Genomic DNA, 18,479 nt, shown 5'->3' on the forward strand with positions numbered 1-18,479 from the left:
CGGCAGAGGGCCCTTGCCCCCGCCGCAGCGGATTGGCTAAAAGGCGGATTCCCTTGTATCCGCGAGGGACCCGTCCGACAAGCGGTCTTCACGACCCCACGCACGCACCATGACCCTAGGCGTCTTGCTCGGCCCCCAGCGGCTTGCCCCCACCATCGACCAGGAGCTGTCGCGCTGGGGCATCCCCGGGCAGCTCGCCACCATCACCGCCGGCTGGCAGGAGCGCGAAGCCGAGGACGACGAGCTCCAGGAATTCCTCGGTCACCGCTGCGTGAACCTGCGGTTGCATGCCCGCAGCGACGACGTGTTCGGCCGCGACCCCGAGCTGTTCCAGGCCCACCGCGCCAAGCAGGACACCCTGCGCCACCTCCAAGACCTCTACCGCGGCCGCCTGGCCCACGCCCTCGATGCCGCCCGCGAGCTGGCGCAGGCGCCCGCCCCCAGCGACCTGGTGGAGGCCGAGCGCGAGGCCGCGGTCCTGGCCCTGCGCCTGGTCGACAAGCAGCACCTGGCCCGCACCCGCAAGGTGCAGCGCCAGTTCGAGCTGACCTACCACCCGGCGAGCCGCCCCGCGGTCGACGAGCACTACCGAGAGCTGCGATCGATCCTCGGCGAGTGCTTCGCGCTGCTCATCGCGGGGGGACACGTGGCCTCGCTGCTCAATCGGATGCGGCTGTTCCAGCTCGACACCCTCTTGGCCTCGCTGCCGCGCCCCCTCCCCGTGTTCGCCTGGTCGGCAGGAGCCATGGCGATCACCGAGCGCGTGGTCCTGTTCCACGACAGCCCCCCGCAAGGACCGGGCAACGCCGAGCTGCTCGGCCATGGGCTGGGCCTGCTCCCCGGCATCGTGGTCCTGCCCCACGCCCGCCGTCGCCTCCGGCTCGACGACCGCGAGCGGGTCTCGCTGTTCGCCCGCCGCTTCAAGCCCGACCGCTGCGTGGCCCTCGACGAGGGCGACCGGGCGGTGTGGAACGGTCGCGAGTGGTCGGCCGGCCCCAGCACCCGGCAGCTCCTGCCCTCGGGCGACGTCGAGTGCATCGCCGACCTCCCCGAATCCAAGGAACCCGTGGCGCAGGAGGCCCGCTCATGAAGCCGGCCATCCATGCCTTCCTCGAGCAGGGCCGGCCCGACGAGGGCGCCATCGACGCGTTCCTCCGGAGCCATGGTTTCCCCCTGGTCGAGGGCGGCCGTGCCACCTTCGTGTTCCGGGGCCACGCCGATGCGGTCAACCTGCGGCACTGGATCTACGGGCTCGAGTCGTCGCAGCCGTTCGAGCGGGCCTACGACACCGATCTGTGGTTCCACGTCCACGAGATGCCGCCGGGATCCCGGGTCGAGTACAAGCTCGAGGTCATCCGCAACGGCCACCACGAGTGGATCCGCGACCCCTTCAACCCGCACCTGGCGCACGATCCCTTTGGTGCCAACTCGGTGGCCCAGGGCGAGGGCTATGCCCGACCGGCATGGTCCCTTCCGGATCCCGAGACCCGTACGGGCCGCCTCGAGGAGCTATGGCTCACCGAGACTCCCTTTGGTGAGCCCCGGCGGGTCACCATGTACCTCCCCGCGCGATTCCGGCCTTCGCGCCGCTACCCGCTGTTGGTGGTCCACGACGGGGGCGACTACCTGCGCTACGCGGCCCTCAAGGAGGTCCTCGACAACCTCATCCACCGCCTGGAGGTCGCCCCCCTGATTGCGGCCCTCACCCATCCGGGCGACCGGCTCGTCGAATACCCCGACGACCCTCGCCACAGCACCATGATCGCCAACGAGCTGCTGCCCGAGCTCGAGCGGCTCTACCCGCTGATGCCCGACGCCCGCAACCGCTGCCTGATGGGAGCCAGCTTCGGGGCGGTCGCCTCCCTGGCCACTGCCTGGCGGCACCCCGGTAAATTCGGTCGTTTGCTGCTCCAGTCGGGCTCGTTCGCCTTCACCGACATCGGCCACCACAAGCGGGGCCCGGCCTTCGACCGCGTGGTCGAGTTCGTCAACGCCTTTCGGGAGGCGCCCGGCCGCCCCAGCGAGCGAGTCTACCTCAGCTGCGGGATGTACGAGTCGCTCATCTACGAGAACCGCTCCCTGGTGCCCCTGCTCCAGACCACCGGGATGGGGGTCCGTTACGAGTGGGTGCGCGACGGTCACAACTGGGAGAACTGGCGGGACCGCCTGCAGTCCGGTTTGTCGTGGCTGTTCCCGGGGCCCCTGTGGATGGTTTACGAATGATGCCCATGACCGCCGACCTCACCCCGGCCACCCGCAGCATCGGCCTCTCGCTCGGGGCCGACCTTTGCTGGCCCGCCTGCTACGAGCAGATCGTCGACCGCCTGAAGCTCGAGCTGCCCATCGGCGGCGAAGCCGTTCGGTTCGCCATCGAGCGCATCACCGTCGAGCCCTTCGATCTCAAGCAGCCTTGCAAGTACGACGTGGTGCTCGACCGCCTCACGCACTGGTTCCACACCAGCCGCGAGTGGATCAAGAAGGCGGTCATCATGGACGGCCTCTACGTGCTCAACAACCCGTGGTCGCTGCAGTCGATGGAGAAGCACACCTCCTACTGCGCGATGATGCGGCTGGGCATGCCCGTGCCCGAGACCTGGCTCATCCCTCCCAAGGATCCCACCGACCACGCCGACGCGGGCACCACCCTCAAGCGCTACGCGCGGCTGTTCGATCTGGGGGCGGTGGGAGAGCAGCTCGGCTACCCCATGTTCATGAAGCCCTACGACGGCGGCGCGTGGGTGGGGGTCTCCCGGATCGACGACGAGAAGAAGCTGCGCGAGGCCTACGAGGGCAGCGGCAGCCGGGTGATGCACCTGCAGAAGGCGGTCGATCCCTTCGACCTGTTCGTGCGCGGCATCGGCATCGGGCCGCAGGTCTACATCGTCAAGTACGACCCCGGCGCCGCGCTGCACGACCGCTACAAGGTCGACTTCCACTTCGTGGACGGCGAGGAGTGGTCACTGCTCACCGACACCTCGCTCACCATCAACGCGTTCTTCAACTGGGAGTTCAACTCGTGCGAGTCGCTGCGCAAGGACGGGGTGTTCCACCCGATCGACTTCGCCAACGCGTGCCCCGACTTCCAGGTCACCTCGCTGCACTACCACTTCCCCGAGCTGGTCAAGAACATGGTGCGGTGGTCGATCTTCTGCGCGGCCACCAAGCGCCAGATGCCGATCAACCTCGACTGGAAGCCGTTCTTCGAGGTCGCCAAGAAGGACCTGCCCTACCGCGACCGCCTGCGCGAGTACGCCAAGATCGCCCGTCAGCGCATGGAGCAGGACCGCTTCACCGAGTTCTGCCACACGCACCTCGGGCACCTCAACGAGGTCGCCTGGGAGTTCTTCGGCACCCAGCAGGCCAAGGGCTACGTGCTCGCCAAGGTGCAGGCGCTGTTCCCCGCGCACGAGGTGGAGATGTTCACCGAGCACTTCTGGGGGCTCATCCAGTTCTGGAGGAAGACCGAGGAGGATCGGCTGAGCCGGCTTCGGGCGGACAAGGAGCCGAAGGACGCGGAGGCGGCCGAGGTCGAGGCGCAAGCCGAGGATGGCGAAGAGGCCACCGCGGTCGAGGGCGCGAAGGCGACCTGATCCCGCGCTACCGGCACGGCCGGCCGATGCGGGTGCGCGGGTGCGAGGGATCGCCCGCACCCGGCATCGCCGGCTCGTCGCAGGGGCCGGCTCAGAGCGTGCAGACCCAGTAGCGCTTGTTGTCGCAGCGGCTTCCCTGGCACCACACGCCGGCGATCGCCTTGCCACCCGGGGCGTAGAAGGGCGGCTGCTCCTCCGAGTAGGGAGGAGTCCAGTAGCAGCCGGACTTGCCATAGCTGGTGTCGGTACACTGGAACGAGAGGTTGTCGCACCAGCCGCCGCTGCAGGCCACCCCGGTGATGTACTGCGTGCCCGGGCACTGGTGGAAGTTGTTGGGTGTCTCTTCGGAGATCCAGCCTGACCACCAGCTCCCGCCGAGGGTGCCGCCGAAGGAGTGGCACTCGATGCGGACGTCGTCGCACCAGCCGTTGCGGCAGTCGAAGCCGGTGACGATCTGGCCGGTGGGACAGGTGGAGGGCGGGGTCTCCTCGGAGATCCAGTTCTGCCATGAATAGGCCTGCACGTCGGGGACCGCGACGAGGTCGAGGTCCGGATCGAGGTCGGGCACGGGCTCGTCGTCCGCGAGGGGCTCCAAGGCCGATGCGGGATCGACCAGCGCGGCCTCCTCGTCGACGTCGAGCTCGGCGTCTTCGAGCTCGGCCATTCGCTCGGGGTCGTCGAAGTCGTCGGTGCCCGGATCACAGGCACCGAGCGCGAGCACGGAGACCCCGATGACGGCCAGCAGGCCCCGGGATCGGAGGGTGGAAGGAAGAGGATCGTGGGAGTCGTGGATGAGCGACATGACTGGTTTCCTGTTCGAAGCTCGCCGGCCACCTCGCTCATGCGAGCGGGCCGATCGAGGCTTGGATTCATCGATGCATCCTGGGTATGGGCGACCCAGCGAGGTCGGCAAGCGACGAAGGGCTGGTTGCGCGACGATCTGGTTGGCCGTCATGCGCAGGTCATCACCCGACGAGCGACGACGCCACACTCGGGCGCCTTCCGGCCTCGCCGGCCGCGAGAAGCGTTCCCCGGAGGTTCTCAGGGTGTTTCGTACGGGCTGGGAGGTCGTGGCACGACGACGGTAGGGTCGTAGTGACACCGGATCACCGAGCCGGCCCAGCCGAATGCGCAGTGGCCAAACCATCCGGCCCGCAACCTTGTCTTTGTCGCGCGCACACCGAAACGTGGGCCTCTACATACAAAAGGAGTGCAAATGAAGGCCACCTCCAGCTCGCTCTGTCATGATGGGAAGCCCCCCTCCTTCCAAACGAGTCGCCGCTCTTTGCCGCCCTTTACGCCTGAGCACATCGTTCGACAAGACGATCCCACGGTAGATCGGTTCGGGAAACGGCTCCGCGTCCCCATGCAGTCGTACGACGTCGATGAGGTAGCGTGCCAGCAGCCATCCGTTCTTCAGCTGAGCAGGTGCACCGTGTGTCGAGCCCGACTTGAGCTCGAACAAGAGCACGAAGACTTCGCGGCTCCCCCTGGGCATGTAGAACACGATGTAGTCGCAACTTCGGCAAATCGGTGGTTTGCCACGCCTGGTGTCGAGCAGGGGAAACAGCCACTCATTGACGTCGAGTTCGAGACCATTGTGATAACTTCGTGGCTCGAATCCAAGAACGACAATCTCGTGTCTTGCGGTTTGCTTGAATTTCGTATCGGGAAACGTACCGCCCGGTTGTCTCTCGCGCAGCACAAGAGGGCCGTCCTCCTCTTGGAGGACCCGCGGATCCAGCAACTCCCTGAGCGCTTGCAGTACGGTGACCATTAGCCGCAGAAAAGGCGAAGGTAGATCGTCTGCGCGTCTTGGTTGAGTTTATCGATCTCGACCTCGATGGTCTCGGACTCGAAGCCGGTCTTGGTCATCTCGAGACGCTTGCATACGCCGTCATTGACCATGTATGCTTCGATCGTATCGCGGCTCAGCACTTCATCTTGATGGTAACCGAGCTCGTTCATGACTTCGCGAGCCTCGTCGGACTCCTGACTCAGCATGACCAGGTTGTTGAGCTCGCGGATCACGTAATCGCTGTGTGTGCTCATCATGATCTTGAGCCCGCGGTTGACGGCCTTGGCGAGGATTCTAGTGATGCCGCGCTGGTTGTCGGGGTGGAGGTTGAGCTCGGGCTCGTCGATCACGAGGCGCTGTCGCGGAGCGGCGTCATGGCGGAGGTAGAGCACGAGACTCACGAGCGATTTCACCACTGAGGCAGACTCATAGAGACCAAGCCGCCTCTCCCTGGGGTCTCGGTTCGAGACGAACCTTGGCTCGTCGAGGTCCAGCGAGACCCTTCCATCGAGCACCCTTGTCTCGAGTTCTGCTGCAAGATCGACGTATCGACTCGTTTCTGCCACTGTGGGGCCACGAATTGCCCGCTGGATGGCGTCATGAATCGCTCGTGGGTATCGTGTGGCACTCTTGCTCAGCTTCGCCAGTCGCGCTGACGGCGAGGCGTCGCTGGTTTCGTCGTTCAGGAGATCATCGACCAATTCTCTGCTCGACGCGGCTAGCTCCCGGGCAAACAGATTGATGGCCATTCGCTCGACTGGAAACGCTACGTATCTTCGCTCGGAGAATTTGCCAAGCAAGACCATCGTCGCCAATTGGGCGACGTCATCGACCGTTGCACCCGGCTCCCAGGGCTTTGCGTCCTCGCCTTGGATCTCGCGCGCTCGCTCGAGCAGGTGCAGCCGTCCCTCACGGATGTCGAAGGAAATCTCCTTGTTCCCGGTGTACTGGGTCACGATCCTTCCGTCGAGCGCCAGGAACGCAGCCTCTTCCTCGGCGGTGGATTCGAGTTGGAAGCTCGTCTCTTCGAAGCGGTCCGGCGGCGCAGCAAAGTCCCGGGCGAGTTGATTCGCTACGGTTTCGGCCATGGCCTGCAGGGCAACGCCACGGCATTCGAACAGGGTCTCCAGCGCGAGCGAGCGTTGTGGCGAAGCGAGCAGGCGCTCCGCCCAGCCTCGCAAGCCCTGTGGAGCCAGAACTCGACTGCGGTCCAATCGCGCGAAGGAGTACGCCGCCCACGCCAGGTACGTCTTCCCCGAGTTGTTCGGCCCCGTCAGCACGATCAAGGGCTTGCCGAGGTCGAGCTCGGCCTCCCTCACCGGCCCGAGGTTCTTGACGCGCAGCAGCATGGCGGTTCGACCAGAGTAGGACTTACTGCGCGAATCCCGTCAAGTTCCCCACGAGCCAACCTCGTCCCTGCTCGAGCCCCAACGCCGTGCGACCTCCACTCGGCCCACCACCGCACGACCATGACGCCGGCCCGCTCCCCGGCCGCCCGATCCCCCGATCCGCCCGTTTCTCGCGTCCCCGCCCCCATGTGTGTTGACCTCCTCCCAACGTGAGCGAAGCGCCCCTCGCCCCGCCCGTGGCGGACCGGGATGACGAGTCCCCGGACGACGCCTCCCCGATCTTCGAGCGTCGCGGCTCGGCCGCGCGTCCGCAGCCGATGGACCCGTGGCTGTTCTTCGCCGCGATCGCTCTGTCGTGCCTGGGCCTGGTGATGGTCTACAGCGCAGGCGCGTGGTTCGGCCACGAGGTCTTCCATAGCTGGGAGTACTTCCTCGAGCGCCAGGCCGCGTTCCTGGTGGTGGGCGTGGTGCTGATGCTGGGGATCTCCCGCATCGACTACCGCTTGCTGCGACGCTTCGCCCCCCAGCTGATGCTGGCGGCCCTCGCCATGCTCCTGGTGGTCCTCGTCGTGGGACAGGAGATCAACGGCGCCCGTCGCTGGATCCGCGTGGGACCCGTGGGCCTGCAACCCAGCGAGCTGGCCAAGATCACGCTGGCGATCTTCCTGGCCGCCACCCTGGCGCGCCAGGGCGAGCGCGTGCGCATGTTCAAGCGCGGCTTCATGCCGGTCGTGGCCGTCGCGGGCTTCACCATGCTCATGGTCCTGCTGGAGAAGGATCTGGGCACGACCATCCTGCTGGGCTCGCTCACCCTCATCATGCTGTTCACGGCCGGCACCCGGCTGAGCTACGTGGTGGCAGCGGTGATGCTGGCCGCCCCGATCGTGTGGCAGCAGATCATCGGGGTCGACTACCGTCGCGGCCGCCTCGAGGAGTTCATGGCCGGCGACGGCTACCAGGTGCACCAGGCGCTGATCTCCATCGGCTCGGGCGGTCCGTTCGGCCTGGGCCTGGGCCACGGTCGACAAAAGCTCGGCTTCCTCCCCGAGAACCACACCGACTTCATCCTCGCCACCATCGGCGAAGAGCTGGGCCTGCTGGGGATCGCGATCGTGCTGATGCTGGTGGCCCTGCTCGTGTGGCGAGGCCTGCTCATCGCCCGACAGGCCAGCGATCGCTTCGGCACCTACCTGGCCACCGGCCTCAGCGCCCTGTTCGGGCTCCAGGCGCTGGTCAACATGGCCGTCGTGCTCGAGGTCGTGCCCGCCAAGGGCATCACCCTGCCGTTCCTGAGCTACGGCGGCTCCTCGCTGCTGGCCAGCATGGCGGCGGTGGGCATCCTGCTGTCGATCTCCCGTCGCCCCGCCCCCTGGCGCTGGAGCGACCAACGCGGGCGACGACGCGAGTCGACCCATGCCCCCGGCCCACGACACAGCGCAGGCCCGCCCCGACCCCGCAACATTCGACGGCCCGTCGAGGCGAGCCCCAGCCCCGCCTGACCCCCGGCCCCGCCTGACTCCCGAGCCCGCCTGACTCCCGAGTCCGAGGGCCTCGCGCGGGGAGGAGACCATGCGCGGATCCCGGGTGCCACGAGACTTCGTGCCACGCCGAGGCAAGACGCCGCACCGCTGCGGCATCGACTCGTCCCGCCGAAACTTCGTTGTACGGGCGCCCGTGGCCGATCCGGCGTATGGGCGAAGAATCGGCGTTTCGGCGGCACCGTTCGTGCACATCGGTGGATCGTTGCTAACCGCTCGGGGAAAGAGCCGAACAATGAAGACCGACCATGCGGACGCGCTCGCCGGAGTCCTGGGGACGACGCTCCACTGCATCAAAGCCATCGTGAGCTGTGAGCTCGCATCCATCTACGATCTCAAGCAGGGCCGGCTCGAGGCCCGCTCGACCGTGGGGTCGCTGGCCTCGCTGCTCGAGATGCCCCAGCCCATCGACCTCGCTCACCATCCCGAGATCCAGCAGGCGCTCGACGATGGGACGCCGCTCCGGTGCTCGGCCCAGGCGTTGCTCGGCGGCGAGGCCATGCCCTCCCACGCGAACGCCGGCCTGGTGATCCCCTTGCGATGCGGAAACGAGGCCCTGGGCGCGCTGGTGCTGGTGGGCAAGGCCTACTCCGATGCCGACGCCGCGGCCGCCACCGCGGCCGGCCATGGCCTGGCCGCAGCGCTGACGGTGGCTCGCCGGCTCGAGGAGGCGTCACCGCTGGGCACGACGCTGCTGCCCTTGCGCAAGGCCGAGCGCCTGCACCTGCTGGCCGCCCTCGAGCACACGAGCGGCAAGATCTACGGACGCGACGGAGCCGCCCGGCTGCTCGACCTCAAGCCCACGACCTTGCAGAGCAAGCTCAAGAAGCATGGGATCAATCGGCTCGACGTCGTCGAGGGCGTCTCCAGCCCGACCTCGAGCCCCACCTCCAACGAGGATCCCACGGGTGGGGGCAGGCGCGAGCCACCGATCGACGTCGGGTCCATGCCTCCGACGATGGGGTCGGGCGGTTCCGACCCGGTCGCCTCGCGAGCCGCCGAGTAGGCGCGTGTTCACGCGAGCGCGACTGCGACTCGCGTGGCTCGAATCCAGTGGGTTGGCGCGTTCTCGCCCGCCACCTCGTCTCACGTAGATGAGACACGCGAGTGCTCTACTGCCGGCGCTGCCATGAGCACGCCGAAATCCACCATCGCCGACCAGGGCCTCGATCTGCTCGACGGCGTGTATGCCCTCATCGACGTGGCCTTCGCCCACGACCTGGCCGTGGCGTTCACCGATGCGGGCACCCACGACTCCGCGGTCTCGCTCACCACTTCGCTCCTCACCCTGCTCGAGTCGATCGATGCCGAGCTGGTCCACACGAACACCGTGGGCTCCATGGGAGCGCTGCTCGGCACGAGCGAGCCGTTCGTCGATGCGCTCTACGAGCTGCTGCTCGAGTCCGGTCATCACCTGAGCGTGCGGGCCGTGCTCGCGGTGCTCCGGGCCCGGCGCCCGATCCAGCTCGCCTACGCTCACCTGGGCACGGGCGCACGCATGGGCTCGAGGCAGCCCGTCACCCCGGCGCTACGCTCGGCGCTGCGCATGGCCACCCAGGCGCTCCTGGCCAACCTGCGCTCGTTCGCCGAGCTGCTGTCGGCGCTCGATCCCCTGCCGGCCGACCTCGAGCTGACGCCCCCGCTCTCGCTCGATCGAGGGTGAGGCGCGGGCCGACGCGAGCGAGCGCGCGGGCCGACGCCGCTCCTTCCGCTCGCGCCCACCGCCACCGAACCGTGCCGAGTCGCGCCGAACCGTGGTAGGACGCAATCGCGGCCGCACCATGCCCAATCGCCTCGCCCACTCGACCAGCCCCTACCTCCGGCAGCACGCCGACAACCCGGTCGACTGGTACGAGTGGGGTCCCCAGGCGCTACAGCGGGCCAAGGACGAGGACAAGCCGATCCTGCTGTCGGTCGGCTATAGCTCGTGCCACTGGTGCCACGTGATGGCCCACGAGTCGTTCGAGGACGAGGCGGTGGCCGCGTCGATGAACGAGCGCTTCATCAACATCAAGGTCGATCGCGAGGAGCGACCCGACATCGATGCGATCTACCAGCGCGTGGTGCAGCTGATGGGCGAGGGCGGAGGCTGGCCGCTGACCGTGTTCCTCACCCCCGACCAGGAGCCGTTCTACGGCGGCACCTACTTCCCGCCGACGCCCCGCTACGGGCGCCCGAGCTTCACCCAGCTGCTCGAGGCGATCCACGACCTCTATCACCACGACAAGGAGCGGGTGACCAAGCACACCACGAGCTTCATGGAGGGCTTTGGCGCGCTCGCGCAGCAGATCGACCAGGAGGCCGAGCTCGCGGCCGGCGATCCGCCGCTCGAGGATCCCGCCGCGCTGCGGCTGGGGGTCGATCGCCTGCTGTCGCGCGTGGACGACGAGCACGGCGGGCTGGGCCGCCAGCCCAAGTTCCCCAACCCCACCGCGCTCGAGCTGTTTGCGGCGCTGGACCGCGGCGAGGCCGACGCGAGCACCGACGCGGTGGTCACCGGAGCGCGCCGAGCCCTGGCCCTGGTGCTCGAGCGAATGTACCGCGGTGGGATCTACGATCACCTCCGCGGCGGCTTTGCCCGCTACAGCGTCGATCGAGTGTGGCTCACGCCGCACTTCGAGAAGATGCTCTACGACAACGCGCAGCTCTTGCCGCTCTACGCCGAGGCGAGCGCGCTGCACCCCGAGCGCGAGCACCTGCACCGCGTGGTGGTGGAGACCATCGACTACCTCGAGGCGGACATGCGCACGGCCGACAGCACGTTCTACGCGGCCACCGATGCCGACAGCGAGGGTCACGAGGGCAAGTACTTCTGCTGGACACCCGCCGAGGTTGGGCAGGTGCTGGGCGACGAAGCGCTCGCGTCCACGTTCTGCACCGTCTACGGGGTGACCGAGCGCGGCAACTTCGAGCACGGCTGGTCGATCCTCAACCTGCTCGAGCAATCCCTCGACGAGCGCGCGGCGGAGCTGGAGCTGTCGCGCCGCGAGCTCGACGAGCGGCTCGGCCGGGCCCGCACGGCGCTGCTCGAGCACCGCTACCGCCGGGTGCCTCCGCATCGCGACGACAAGATCCTCACCAGCTGGAACGCGCTGCTCGTCAGCGGCCTGGGCCGCACCGCCGCGGCGCTCGCGGCCCGGGGCGACCGCGCGCTGGCCGAGCGCTGCGAGCAGCTGGCCACGACCTGCCTCGCACACCTGCTCGCGCACCACGTCGACGCCGACGGTCGAGTCCTGCGGGCAGCGTTCGAGGGCAAGATCCACACGCGGGGCGTGCTCGAGGACGTGGCCTACCTCGGTCGCGCGTGCCTCGACCTGCACGAGCTGACGCTCGAGCCGAGCGCCCTCGAGCGTGCCCGCACGCTGGCGGAGCACGCCGTGCGGCACCACCTTCGCCCCGAGCGCGACGGCTTCTACATCACCGCCGACGACGCCGAGACGCTCGTCGATCGCATGGAGAGCCAGCACGACGGGCCGATCCCCTCGGGGCTGGGGGTGATGATGGAGCTGCTGCTGCGGCTGCGGGCCTGCGGCGCCGCGCCCGAGGGCATCGACGACGTGGTCGAGGCGGTGCCAAGGCGCTTCGTGGGCGCCACCGCGCAGCCGTTCGGCTATGCGAGCCTGCTGAGCGCGGCGCGCCATGCCGGCCCCGAGGCCACGCACGTGACGGTGCGTGGACCATCGCCCCAGGATCCGCAAGTGCGCGCACTGGCGGCCCAGGTACGAGGGCAGCGGCTGCGCCTGCGGCAAGCGGTGAGCCTGAGCTTCGCGGTCGACTCCAGCGCCAGCGCCGTCGTGTGCCGGCAGCAGACCTGCAAGGCCCCGGTGCACGACCCCGAGGCACTGCGGGCCGAGCTGAGCGCGTAGGGTCCCCACGAGCCACTCGAGCCCGTGGCCAATTGGGACGCCGGGCGCTACCATCGACGTCCACCGCCGATGCCCTACGTCGAGTATGCCTGCGAGGGACGCCTGCTGTTCCGCACCGAGACCACCGAGGGGGCGCAGTTCGTGCCCCGCATGCACGAGATCGTGGTCATCGACGACACTCCCTACCAGGTGGTCGACGTGGAGTACTGGGCGCGGCGCATGGGCGCCACCGACCGCCGCTTCGTGTGGCCCACCGTCTATGTGATCCCGGTCTCCTCCGAGGACTGGGCCCTGCGCCTCGAGCGACGCAACACGCGAGTCGATCACGGCAAACCTCCCCTACGCTACTGATGATCTTCGTCTGATCTTCGTTCCCGACCGCCCGCCGACCCTTCGCCCCGACGAGACCTCTCATGCCTCCGCTGCTGCGGTCCAAGCGTTTGTCCATGGAGCTGCTGCGACCGCTCCTGCCCGACAGCGAGTGGGACCGCGTGCAGGCCTACCCCGTGGCCGACGTGGGCTTTGGCACCGACGTGTTCGGCACCCGCCGCGAGCTGCTCGGCTTCGGCTATGCGCTGGGCTACTGGCTCCACCGCCACTACTTCCGCGTGGTCTCGGGCGGCCACGAGCACATCCCCAAGCAGGGGGGCGGCGTGGTGGTGGGCAACCACAGCGGCGTGCTGCCGTTCGACGGCATGATGGTGGCGGCCGACGTGTTCCGCTACACCGAGCCTCCCCGACTGGTGCGCTACATGGTCGACTACTTCGTCTACCAGGTGCCGTTCGTGGGCGCGTTCTTTCGCGGGGTGGGGCAGATGCCCGGGACCCGCCGCAACTTCGACGGCCTCATCGAGGAGGGTCACCTCGTGGGCATCTTCCCCGAGGGCGCGGCCGCGCTGGGCAAGACGGCCGAGCAGCGCTATCAGCTCCATCCGTTCACCCACGGCCACGTGGAGCTGGCGGCGCGCCACCGGGTGCCCGTGCTGCCGTTCGGGCTGGTGGGCGCCGAGGAGCAGCAGACGATGGTGGCCGACCTGCAGCCGCTGGCCCGCGCGCTGCGGCTGCCGTACTTCCCCATCACCACCACGTTCCCGTGGCTGGGCCCGCTGGGCCTGCTGCCCCGGCCTTCGCGCTACTTCATCCACTACGGCGAGCCGCTGCACATCGACCCCGACGCGCTGCGCAGCATCGACGTGCGGCGACACGAAGTCGAGCGGGTGCAGGACGCGGTGGCGGAGCTGCTGCGCCACGGCCAAGAGGTGCGTCGCGAGCACCAAGGAGCGCCCAGATGAGCCGATCCGGCAGGCCCCCCGTGGAGCTGGCCAACGACGAGGTCCACGAGCCCGGCACGCTGCGAGCGGGCCGTCGCCGCATCTTCATCGCGGGCGCCCGGCGGCGCGTGGCGGTGCACCTCATCGAGCGGCTGATCGCCGATCCCGACGTCGAGGTGGTGATGGGGGTGGACCGGGGCGCGTGCCCCCCCACCCTGCTGGGCTGCGATCCCGAGCGCTTCGTGTTCGCCTCGGCCGACCTCAGCCGTCGGCGCCAGGTGGACAACCTGTTCCTGCTCGATCGCTTTCGCGGGCACCCGTTCGACACCGTGCTGCACCTGGCGTTCCAGGGCAACCCGCACGGCTACGACTTCCAGAGCCACGAGTTCAACGTCAACGCGGCGCAGCACCTGCTCGAGGCCAGCCTGCGCCACGGGGTGGGCAAGTACATCTTCTTGTCGAGCGATGCGGTCTACAAGCTCGGGCCCCGCAACGACTTCAAGGTGCGCGAGGACGCCGAGCTCAACCTCGACCCCGACGGGCACCCGATCTTGCGCGACACCCTCGACGCCGAGTTCATCTGTCGCGCCAAGATGGACAGCCCCAAGTGCGAGGTGATGGTGATCCGCCCCAGCGGGGTGTTCGGGGGCGGGGTGATCTCGGGCATCAACCTGCTGTTCGAGAGCAACCCTCCGGTGCTGCCGGTGGGCTTCGATCCCATGGTCAACCCCACCACCAAGGAGCGGCTGGCGCGGGATCTGATGCTGGCGATCTTCCTGCACGGCAAGGGCCTGTTCAACGTGGCGGGCAGCACCATCGGTCCGCTCAGCCGCTTCCTCGAGGAGCGAGGCATCAAGCCCGTGCGCGTGCCCGGGCCCGCGCTCAAGCTGGCCAACCGGGTGCAGCGCGTGCTGGGCATGACCCGCTACCACGCCGGCTTCCACCCCAAGCGCCTCTACTACAGCCTGGTGCTCGACGACGGCAAGTTCGAGCGCATGTTCCGAGCGCATGCACACAAGGTGCTGGCGCTGGGGCGGCAGGGCGACGAGCTGGAGTAGGGCGTCACCCGGCGAACGTCACCCGGTGCACGTAGACGGTGTTGCCGGTCCCGGTGTTGGGCGGCACGTAGAGATCCGATGCCCCGGGATAGCCGTTGTCCCAGTGGCTCACGTTGAAGATGCCGATGCCCGCATCGACCCCGGCGTAGGCACCGGTGCCGTCCCAGTAGTAGGTGGCCGAGCAGTTCCACGCCACGCCGAGGATGTAGTAGTTGCCGGCGATCACGGGCACCGGAGACAGACCCGCGGCGTAGTACTGGGTGCCGGGGCCGGCGGCGACGGTGGTGCGCTGCACCTGGGTGTAGGGGCCGCCGAAGCCGGGCGCCTCGTGGACGTAGAAGTCGAGGTTGCAGGCCGCGGCAAGGCCCAGGTAGACCTCGAAGTCGATCAGCGTGCCGGGGCCGTCGGCGGTGTAGCCGTGACCGCGGAAGTAGGTGTTCTGGGTCGAGCTGGTGTTGGGCGCGCTGACGTCGTAGATGGTGAAGGGGAAGTCGCAGGCGACGGTGTCGAAGGTGCAATCGGCGGCGCAGCCGAGCACGCCCCCGTCGGCGCCCAGCGACACGCAGCTCGCTCCGCCGAGGTCGCCCCCGTCGCACTCCTCGGCGCCACCCACCGCGCCGTCGCCACACAGGCCGCAGCCGCTGGTGTCGTACGAGAGACAGTCGGGCGCGCAGCCGAGATCCCCGTGCTCGTAGCCCTGGGTGATGCAGGTCTGGCCGAACAGCACGATGTCGTCGCAGACCTCGTCGCCGTCGACGATCACGTTGCCGCAGGTGCCACACTCGCTGGTGTCGAGGGCGGAGCAGTCGTTCTCGCACGAGATGGTGCCGCTGTCGAAGCCCTGCGACCGACACGTGGCCCCGAGCAGATCGACGCCATCGCAGATCTCGTCGCCCTCGGCCGCTGCGTTGCCGCACACGGGCACGGTGCACGCACGGGTGTCGTAGCCGGAGCAATCGGGCAGGCAGGCCAGCTCACCGCTCGCGAAGCCCTGGGACTCGCAGGTCTCGGCTCCGAGGTCGGTGCCGTCGCAGATCTCGTCACCCTCGGCCACGTCGTCACCACACTGGATGGTGGGGCCAGTGGAGGAGTCGGCGGGCGTGCCGGTGGTGTCGGCCTGGGTGGTGCCGGTGGGACCACCAGTGGGGTTGGTATCGCTCGACCCCGAGTCGGCCGAGGGATCGATGGTGACCGAGCTGGCGGTGACGGGATCGCCGGTCGAGGCGCTGACGCCGGTGGTGAACACGGGGCCCGTCGTCTCTCCCACCAGAGCGTCGTCACCACAGCCAAGGCCGAGGAGGCCAAGGCTCACCAAGGAACTCGAGGTCCAGCGCATGCCGAAACCATAGCCGGGCCGGCCCGACGCGAGAACCCGAAATGCGTTGAAGTAGAAGCGCCCGGGCTCGAGCGGGGTCAGTCGCCGAAGAACACCTGCTGCACGTAGATGTTGTTGGTCCCGGTGTTGGGCGGCACGTACATGTCGGAAGGCCCGGGATAGGCGTTGTCCCAGCGGTTGTTGTTGGCGATGCCGACCCCGACATCGGTACCCACCGAGATCTCCCAGTAGAAGAGAGCGTTGCAGCTGGTCCCCGCCCCCAGCACGTAGTACATGCCAGTGGTGATCGGCACGAGCGGGATGCCGGCCATGACGTAGTCGGTGCCCGGCCCTGCGTTGACGGTGGAGCGAGCGACCTGAGTGAGGGGCGCGCCCGTGGGCATGGTGGACTCGAACACGTAGAAGTCCACGTTGCAGGCGGCCGGCAGGTTGAGATACATGCTGAAGTCCACGAGCACGCCGTTGCCGTCGGCGACGTAGCCGTTGCCGCGGAAGCGGTTGATCGAGCCGGCGCTGGAGATGGGCGTGCTCACGTCGTACTGCATCACGCCGCAGGTATAGACGTCGACGGCATCGCACGCGGTCAGGCAGGTCGGGTTGCCCATGGCGGCGAAGCCCAGCGAGTTGCAGGTGACCCCGCCCACGTCGGCCCCGTCGCACACCTCCTCGCCGTCGGTGATGCCGTTGCCACACAGGCCGCAGCCGCTGGTGTCGTACGCGAGGCAGTCGACCCCGCAGGCGATGGTGCCGCTGTCGAAGCCCTGAGTGAAGCAATCCTGCCCCTGCAGCCACACGCCGTCGCAGGCCTCGGCGCCGTCGACCTGGTTGTTGCCGCAGATGCCACAGCCGCTGGTGTCGAACGAGGCGCAGTCCTCCATGCACAGCAGCGCTCCGTTGTCGAAGCCCTCCGTCTCGCAGGTGGACTCGGCGGTGTCCCGACCGTCGCACAGCTCGCTGCCCACCGCGATGCCGTCGCCGCACACGGCGAGCAAGCACCCGCGGGTGTCGTAGCCCGAGCAGTCGGCCAGGCAGGCCAGATCTCCGCCGTCGAAGCCCTGGGTCAGGCAGGTCTCCTCGCCGAGCTCGGTGCCGTCGCAGACCTCGTCGCCCTCGACCACGTCGTCGCCGCATTCGAAGCCCGGGCCGGTGCTGCCCGAGCTGTCGACGGCCGCGGTCTCGCCCGAGGTCGAGTCGGCCGTGTCGCCGGTGGAGTCGGGATCACCAACGGTCGTTTCGCCCGCCGTGGTGCTCGAGTCCGTGGCCATGGGGGACATGGGGATGATGGGGCTCGTATCGTCGCCACAGCCCGGCACCAGCAGGCCGAGGCTCGTCAAGGAGATCAAGGTCCAGCGCATGCCACCAATTCTAGGCGGTATGGGACGCGGTGCCCAGGGTCAACCGGGGGCGACCGACCGCGGCAACGGGAACCGGTGGCGGAAGCTCCGGAATCCAGCGTGGGAGGGCTCGCGCCTCAGGACCCCTCCACCCATGCATCCTTGGCAGCGTCGTAGAGCCACACCGTGGTCTGCACCTTGCCAAAGCAGCCCTCGGCATCATCGGGGTCTGCCTCCATGATGAGCCAGCCGTCGTCCTCGTATCGACACTCGGCGGCATCGTAGCGCACCGTGTCGAACGACAGGTCGGCCCGGCCGTCACCGTTGGCATCGAGGAGGCGGACGCGCGTGGACTCGCCGTTGGTCATGGCCTCGATGAGCTCGGTGTGCCAGGAGGTGAGGTCGGCTTCGTACTGGGGTGAGAGATCGGCTCGATACCAGCCCACCGTGCGAGTGAAGAGCTCGTAGGTCTCGGCCTTGCCGCGCTCCTCGTCGAAGTCCTCGTCCTGGATGAAATAGGACTCGGGGGTCTTGGAGACCACGTCGACCTCGATCTCGGGCTGGCCATCGCCGTCGACGTCGGAGAGCTCGAGGCGGCGAACCTTGCTGATCGTGCAGCCGCCCGTGAGCGGATGGGTGGCCTGCAGCTCGAGCGGGCCGCCGTACTCGGGGTTGGACTTGGGCGGCGCGCCGAAGCGGGCGCGCACGAGGCCGCGCAGGGTGCACTTGCGCAGGCCGGGCAGCGTGCGATCGTTGTCGTCGGTGCGGGCATTGGCGCAGACGCGGCGAGCCTCGGGACTGCCATCGCTCTTGCTCACGCAGGCTTCCACCTCGCTGTACTCGTAGATCGCCAGCACGGTGGCGCCGCCGGCGGGCTCGGGGAGGACTGCCGTGGCCGCGAGCAGGACGAGCGCGTCGTGCTGCTCGCGAAGCTTGCTGCGAAGGCGCCGCTGCATCTTGTCGGAGATCACGGCATCGCCGGGCGTGCCGCTGGGGAGCTCGGTGAGCACGGGCAGACCCGGCGAGGGGATCGGATCGAGCGACGTCGGCGGCTCGGTGGGCTCGTCGGGCTCGGCGGGCTCGGCGGGCTCCGCGGTCGGCGTGGGCTCGGCGGGCGCATCACCCACTGGAGCCGGTGGCTTCGGCGGGTCTCCCCGATCGGCCGGGGCCGGGGTCGGCTCCGCCTTCACGGGGTCCGCTGCCGTCTTCACGTCGGGTGCCGGCTCGCTCGACGGCCAGAGGTCGCACCCCGAGCCGAGACCACACAGCAGCAGCACTCCCGCGGAGGTCATCCAACGAGCGATCGTCCTCATCGCGCGATGATACTCGCCGCGGCGCT

The 18,479-nt window shown here is 68.5% G+C and carries 16 protein-coding genes; 10 read left to right on the plus strand and 6 right to left on the minus strand.

Translation table 11 applies throughout. The annotated features are described in order from the left end of the window. The first annotated feature begins 109 nt into the window (after positions 1–109). The 3 genes from OEB96_RS45915 to OEB96_RS45925 are packed head-to-tail and all read left to right on the plus strand — an operon-like array spanning position 110 to position 3,590. Positions 110–1,090 carry a Type 1 glutamine amidotransferase-like domain-containing protein gene (locus OEB96_RS45915; RefSeq protein ID WP_266223359.1) on the plus strand — a complete coding sequence of 327 codons (981 nt, stop codon included), beginning with the start codon at positions 110–112 and terminating at the stop codon, positions 1,088–1,090. Continuing rightward, positions 1,087–2,223 carry an alpha/beta hydrolase gene (locus OEB96_RS45920; RefSeq protein ID WP_266223360.1) on the plus strand — a complete coding sequence of 379 codons (1,137 nt, stop codon included), beginning with the start codon at positions 1,087–1,089 and terminating at the stop codon, positions 2,221–2,223. Before OEB96_RS45915 ends, OEB96_RS45920 begins: the two co-directional genes overlap by 4 nt. A 5-nt stretch (positions 2,224–2,228) precedes the next feature. Beyond that, positions 2,229–3,590, plus strand: a complete 1,362-nt coding sequence (locus OEB96_RS45925; RefSeq protein ID WP_266223361.1) for an ATP-grasp domain-containing protein — start codon at positions 2,229–2,231, stop codon at positions 3,588–3,590. Positions 3,591–3,681: 91 nt separating this feature from the next. On the opposite strand, the gene OEB96_RS45930 is transcribed toward OEB96_RS45925, so the two are convergent. The 3 genes from OEB96_RS45930 to OEB96_RS45940 form a co-directional block, all read right to left on the minus strand. After that, positions 3,682–4,392 carry a hypothetical protein gene (locus tag OEB96_RS45930; protein WP_266223362.1) on the minus strand — a complete coding sequence of 237 codons (711 nt, stop codon included), beginning with the start codon at positions 4,390–4,392 and terminating at the stop codon, positions 3,682–3,684. Between the two features lie 393 nt (positions 4,393–4,785). After that, positions 4,786–5,367, minus strand: a complete 582-nt coding sequence (locus OEB96_RS45935) for a hypothetical protein (RefSeq protein WP_266223363.1) — start codon at positions 5,365–5,367, stop codon at positions 4,786–4,788. Beyond that, complete coding sequence (locus tag OEB96_RS45940) at positions 5,367–6,737, minus strand: AAA family ATPase (RefSeq protein ID WP_266223364.1); 1,371 nt, start codon at positions 6,735–6,737, stop codon at positions 5,367–5,369. Before OEB96_RS45940 ends, OEB96_RS45935 begins: the two co-directional genes overlap by 1 nt. Before the next feature lie 209 nt (positions 6,738–6,946). On the opposite strand from OEB96_RS45940, the gene ftsW reads away from it, so the two are divergent. From ftsW to OEB96_RS45975, 7 genes are all read left to right on the plus strand, one after another. Then, on the plus strand, positions 6,947–8,236 hold the full coding sequence (ftsW, locus tag OEB96_RS45945; RefSeq protein WP_266223365.1) for a putative lipid II flippase FtsW: 1,290 nt from the start codon (positions 6,947–6,949) through the stop codon (positions 8,234–8,236). 274 nt (positions 8,237–8,510) lie between these two features. Next, positions 8,511–9,281, plus strand: coding sequence for a helix-turn-helix domain-containing protein (locus OEB96_RS45950; protein WP_266223366.1), 771 nt, complete (start codon positions 8,511–8,513; stop codon positions 9,279–9,281). A 123-nt stretch (positions 9,282–9,404) separates the two neighbouring features. Further along, on the plus strand, positions 9,405–9,938 hold the full coding sequence (locus OEB96_RS45955; protein ID WP_266223367.1) for a hypothetical protein: 534 nt from the start codon (positions 9,405–9,407) through the stop codon (positions 9,936–9,938). Positions 9,939–10,056: 118 nt separating this feature from the next. Continuing rightward, positions 10,057–12,141: a thioredoxin domain-containing protein gene (locus OEB96_RS45960; RefSeq protein WP_266223368.1), complete on the plus strand. Its 2,085-nt coding sequence runs from the start codon at positions 10,057–10,059 to the stop codon at positions 12,139–12,141. Between the two features lie 24 nt (positions 12,142–12,165). After that, positions 12,166–12,492 (plus strand): hypothetical protein, encoded by a 327-nt coding sequence (locus OEB96_RS45965; protein ID WP_266223369.1) that lies wholly within the window; start codon positions 12,166–12,168, stop codon positions 12,490–12,492. Between the two features lie 62 nt (positions 12,493–12,554). Continuing rightward, the gene (locus OEB96_RS45970) at positions 12,555–13,433 is read left to right on the plus strand and encodes a lysophospholipid acyltransferase family protein (RefSeq protein WP_266223370.1); all 879 of its coding nucleotides are present in this window, start codon (positions 12,555–12,557) and stop codon (positions 13,431–13,433) included. Further along, entirely contained in the window at positions 13,430–14,470 is a 1,041-nt protein-coding gene (locus tag OEB96_RS45975; protein WP_266223371.1) for an NAD-dependent epimerase/dehydratase family protein, read from the plus strand. Before OEB96_RS45970 ends, OEB96_RS45975 begins: the two co-directional genes overlap by 4 nt. Positions 14,471–14,474: 4 nt before the next feature. Here OEB96_RS45975 and OEB96_RS45980 read toward each other — a convergent pair whose 3' ends face one another. The 3 genes from OEB96_RS45980 to OEB96_RS45990 form a co-directional block, all read right to left on the minus strand. Beyond that, the gene (locus OEB96_RS45980; RefSeq protein WP_266223372.1) at positions 14,475–15,806 is read right to left on the minus strand and encodes a hypothetical protein; all 1,332 of its coding nucleotides are present in this window, start codon (positions 15,804–15,806) and stop codon (positions 14,475–14,477) included. Between the two features lie 77 nt (positions 15,807–15,883). Continuing rightward, positions 15,884–17,161 carry a hypothetical protein gene (locus OEB96_RS45985; RefSeq protein WP_266223373.1) on the minus strand — a complete coding sequence of 426 codons (1,278 nt, stop codon included), beginning with the start codon at positions 17,159–17,161 and terminating at the stop codon, positions 15,884–15,886. Positions 17,162–17,277: 116 nt separating this feature from the next. Next, complete coding sequence (locus OEB96_RS45990) at positions 17,278–18,453, minus strand: hypothetical protein (RefSeq protein ID WP_266223374.1); 1,176 nt, start codon at positions 18,451–18,453, stop codon at positions 17,278–17,280. Positions 18,454–18,479: the final 26 nt, after the last annotated feature.

The organism is Paraliomyxa miuraensis (genome assembly GCF_026337845.1).
Classification (GTDB): domain Bacteria; phylum Myxococcota_A; class Polyangia; order Nannocystales; family Nannocystaceae; genus Paraliomyxa; species Paraliomyxa miuraensis.

Coding starts and splice junctions, on each gene's coding strand:
- OEB96_RS45915 (WP_266223359.1), top strand. CDS start 110: ATGACCCTAGGCGTCTTGCTCGGCCCCCAGCGGCTTGCCCCCACCATC.
- OEB96_RS45940 (WP_266223364.1), bottom strand. CDS start 6,737: ATGCTGCTGCGCGTCAAGAACCTCGGGCCGGTGAGGGAGGCCGAGCTC.
- OEB96_RS45925 (WP_266223361.1), top strand. CDS start 2,229: ATGACCGCCGACCTCACCCCGGCCACCCGCAGCATCGGCCTCTCGCTC.
- OEB96_RS45935 (WP_266223363.1), bottom strand. CDS start 5,367: ATGGTCACCGTACTGCAAGCGCTCAGGGAGTTGCTGGATCCGCGGGTC.
- OEB96_RS45960 (WP_266223368.1), top strand. CDS start 10,057: ATGCCCAATCGCCTCGCCCACTCGACCAGCCCCTACCTCCGGCAGCAC.
- OEB96_RS45920 (WP_266223360.1), top strand. CDS start 1,087: ATGAAGCCGGCCATCCATGCCTTCCTCGAGCAGGGCCGGCCCGACGAG.
- OEB96_RS45955 (WP_266223367.1), top strand. CDS start 9,405: ATGAGCACGCCGAAATCCACCATCGCCGACCAGGGCCTCGATCTGCTC.
- OEB96_RS45980 (WP_266223372.1), bottom strand. CDS start 15,806: ATGCGCTGGACCTCGAGTTCCTTGGTGAGCCTTGGCCTCCTCGGCCTT.
- OEB96_RS45975 (WP_266223371.1), top strand. CDS start 13,430: ATGAGCCGATCCGGCAGGCCCCCCGTGGAGCTGGCCAACGACGAGGTC.
- OEB96_RS45985 (WP_266223373.1), bottom strand. CDS start 17,161: ATGCGCTGGACCTTGATCTCCTTGACGAGCCTCGGCCTGCTGGTGCCG.
- OEB96_RS45970 (WP_266223370.1), top strand. CDS start 12,555: ATGCCTCCGCTGCTGCGGTCCAAGCGTTTGTCCATGGAGCTGCTGCGA.
- OEB96_RS45950 (WP_266223366.1), top strand. CDS start 8,511: ATGAAGACCGACCATGCGGACGCGCTCGCCGGAGTCCTGGGGACGACG.
- OEB96_RS45930 (WP_266223362.1), bottom strand. CDS start 4,392: ATGTCGCTCATCCACGACTCCCACGATCCTCTTCCTTCCACCCTCCGA.
- OEB96_RS45990 (WP_266223374.1), bottom strand. CDS start 18,453: ATGAGGACGATCGCTCGTTGGATGACCTCCGCGGGAGTGCTGCTGCTG.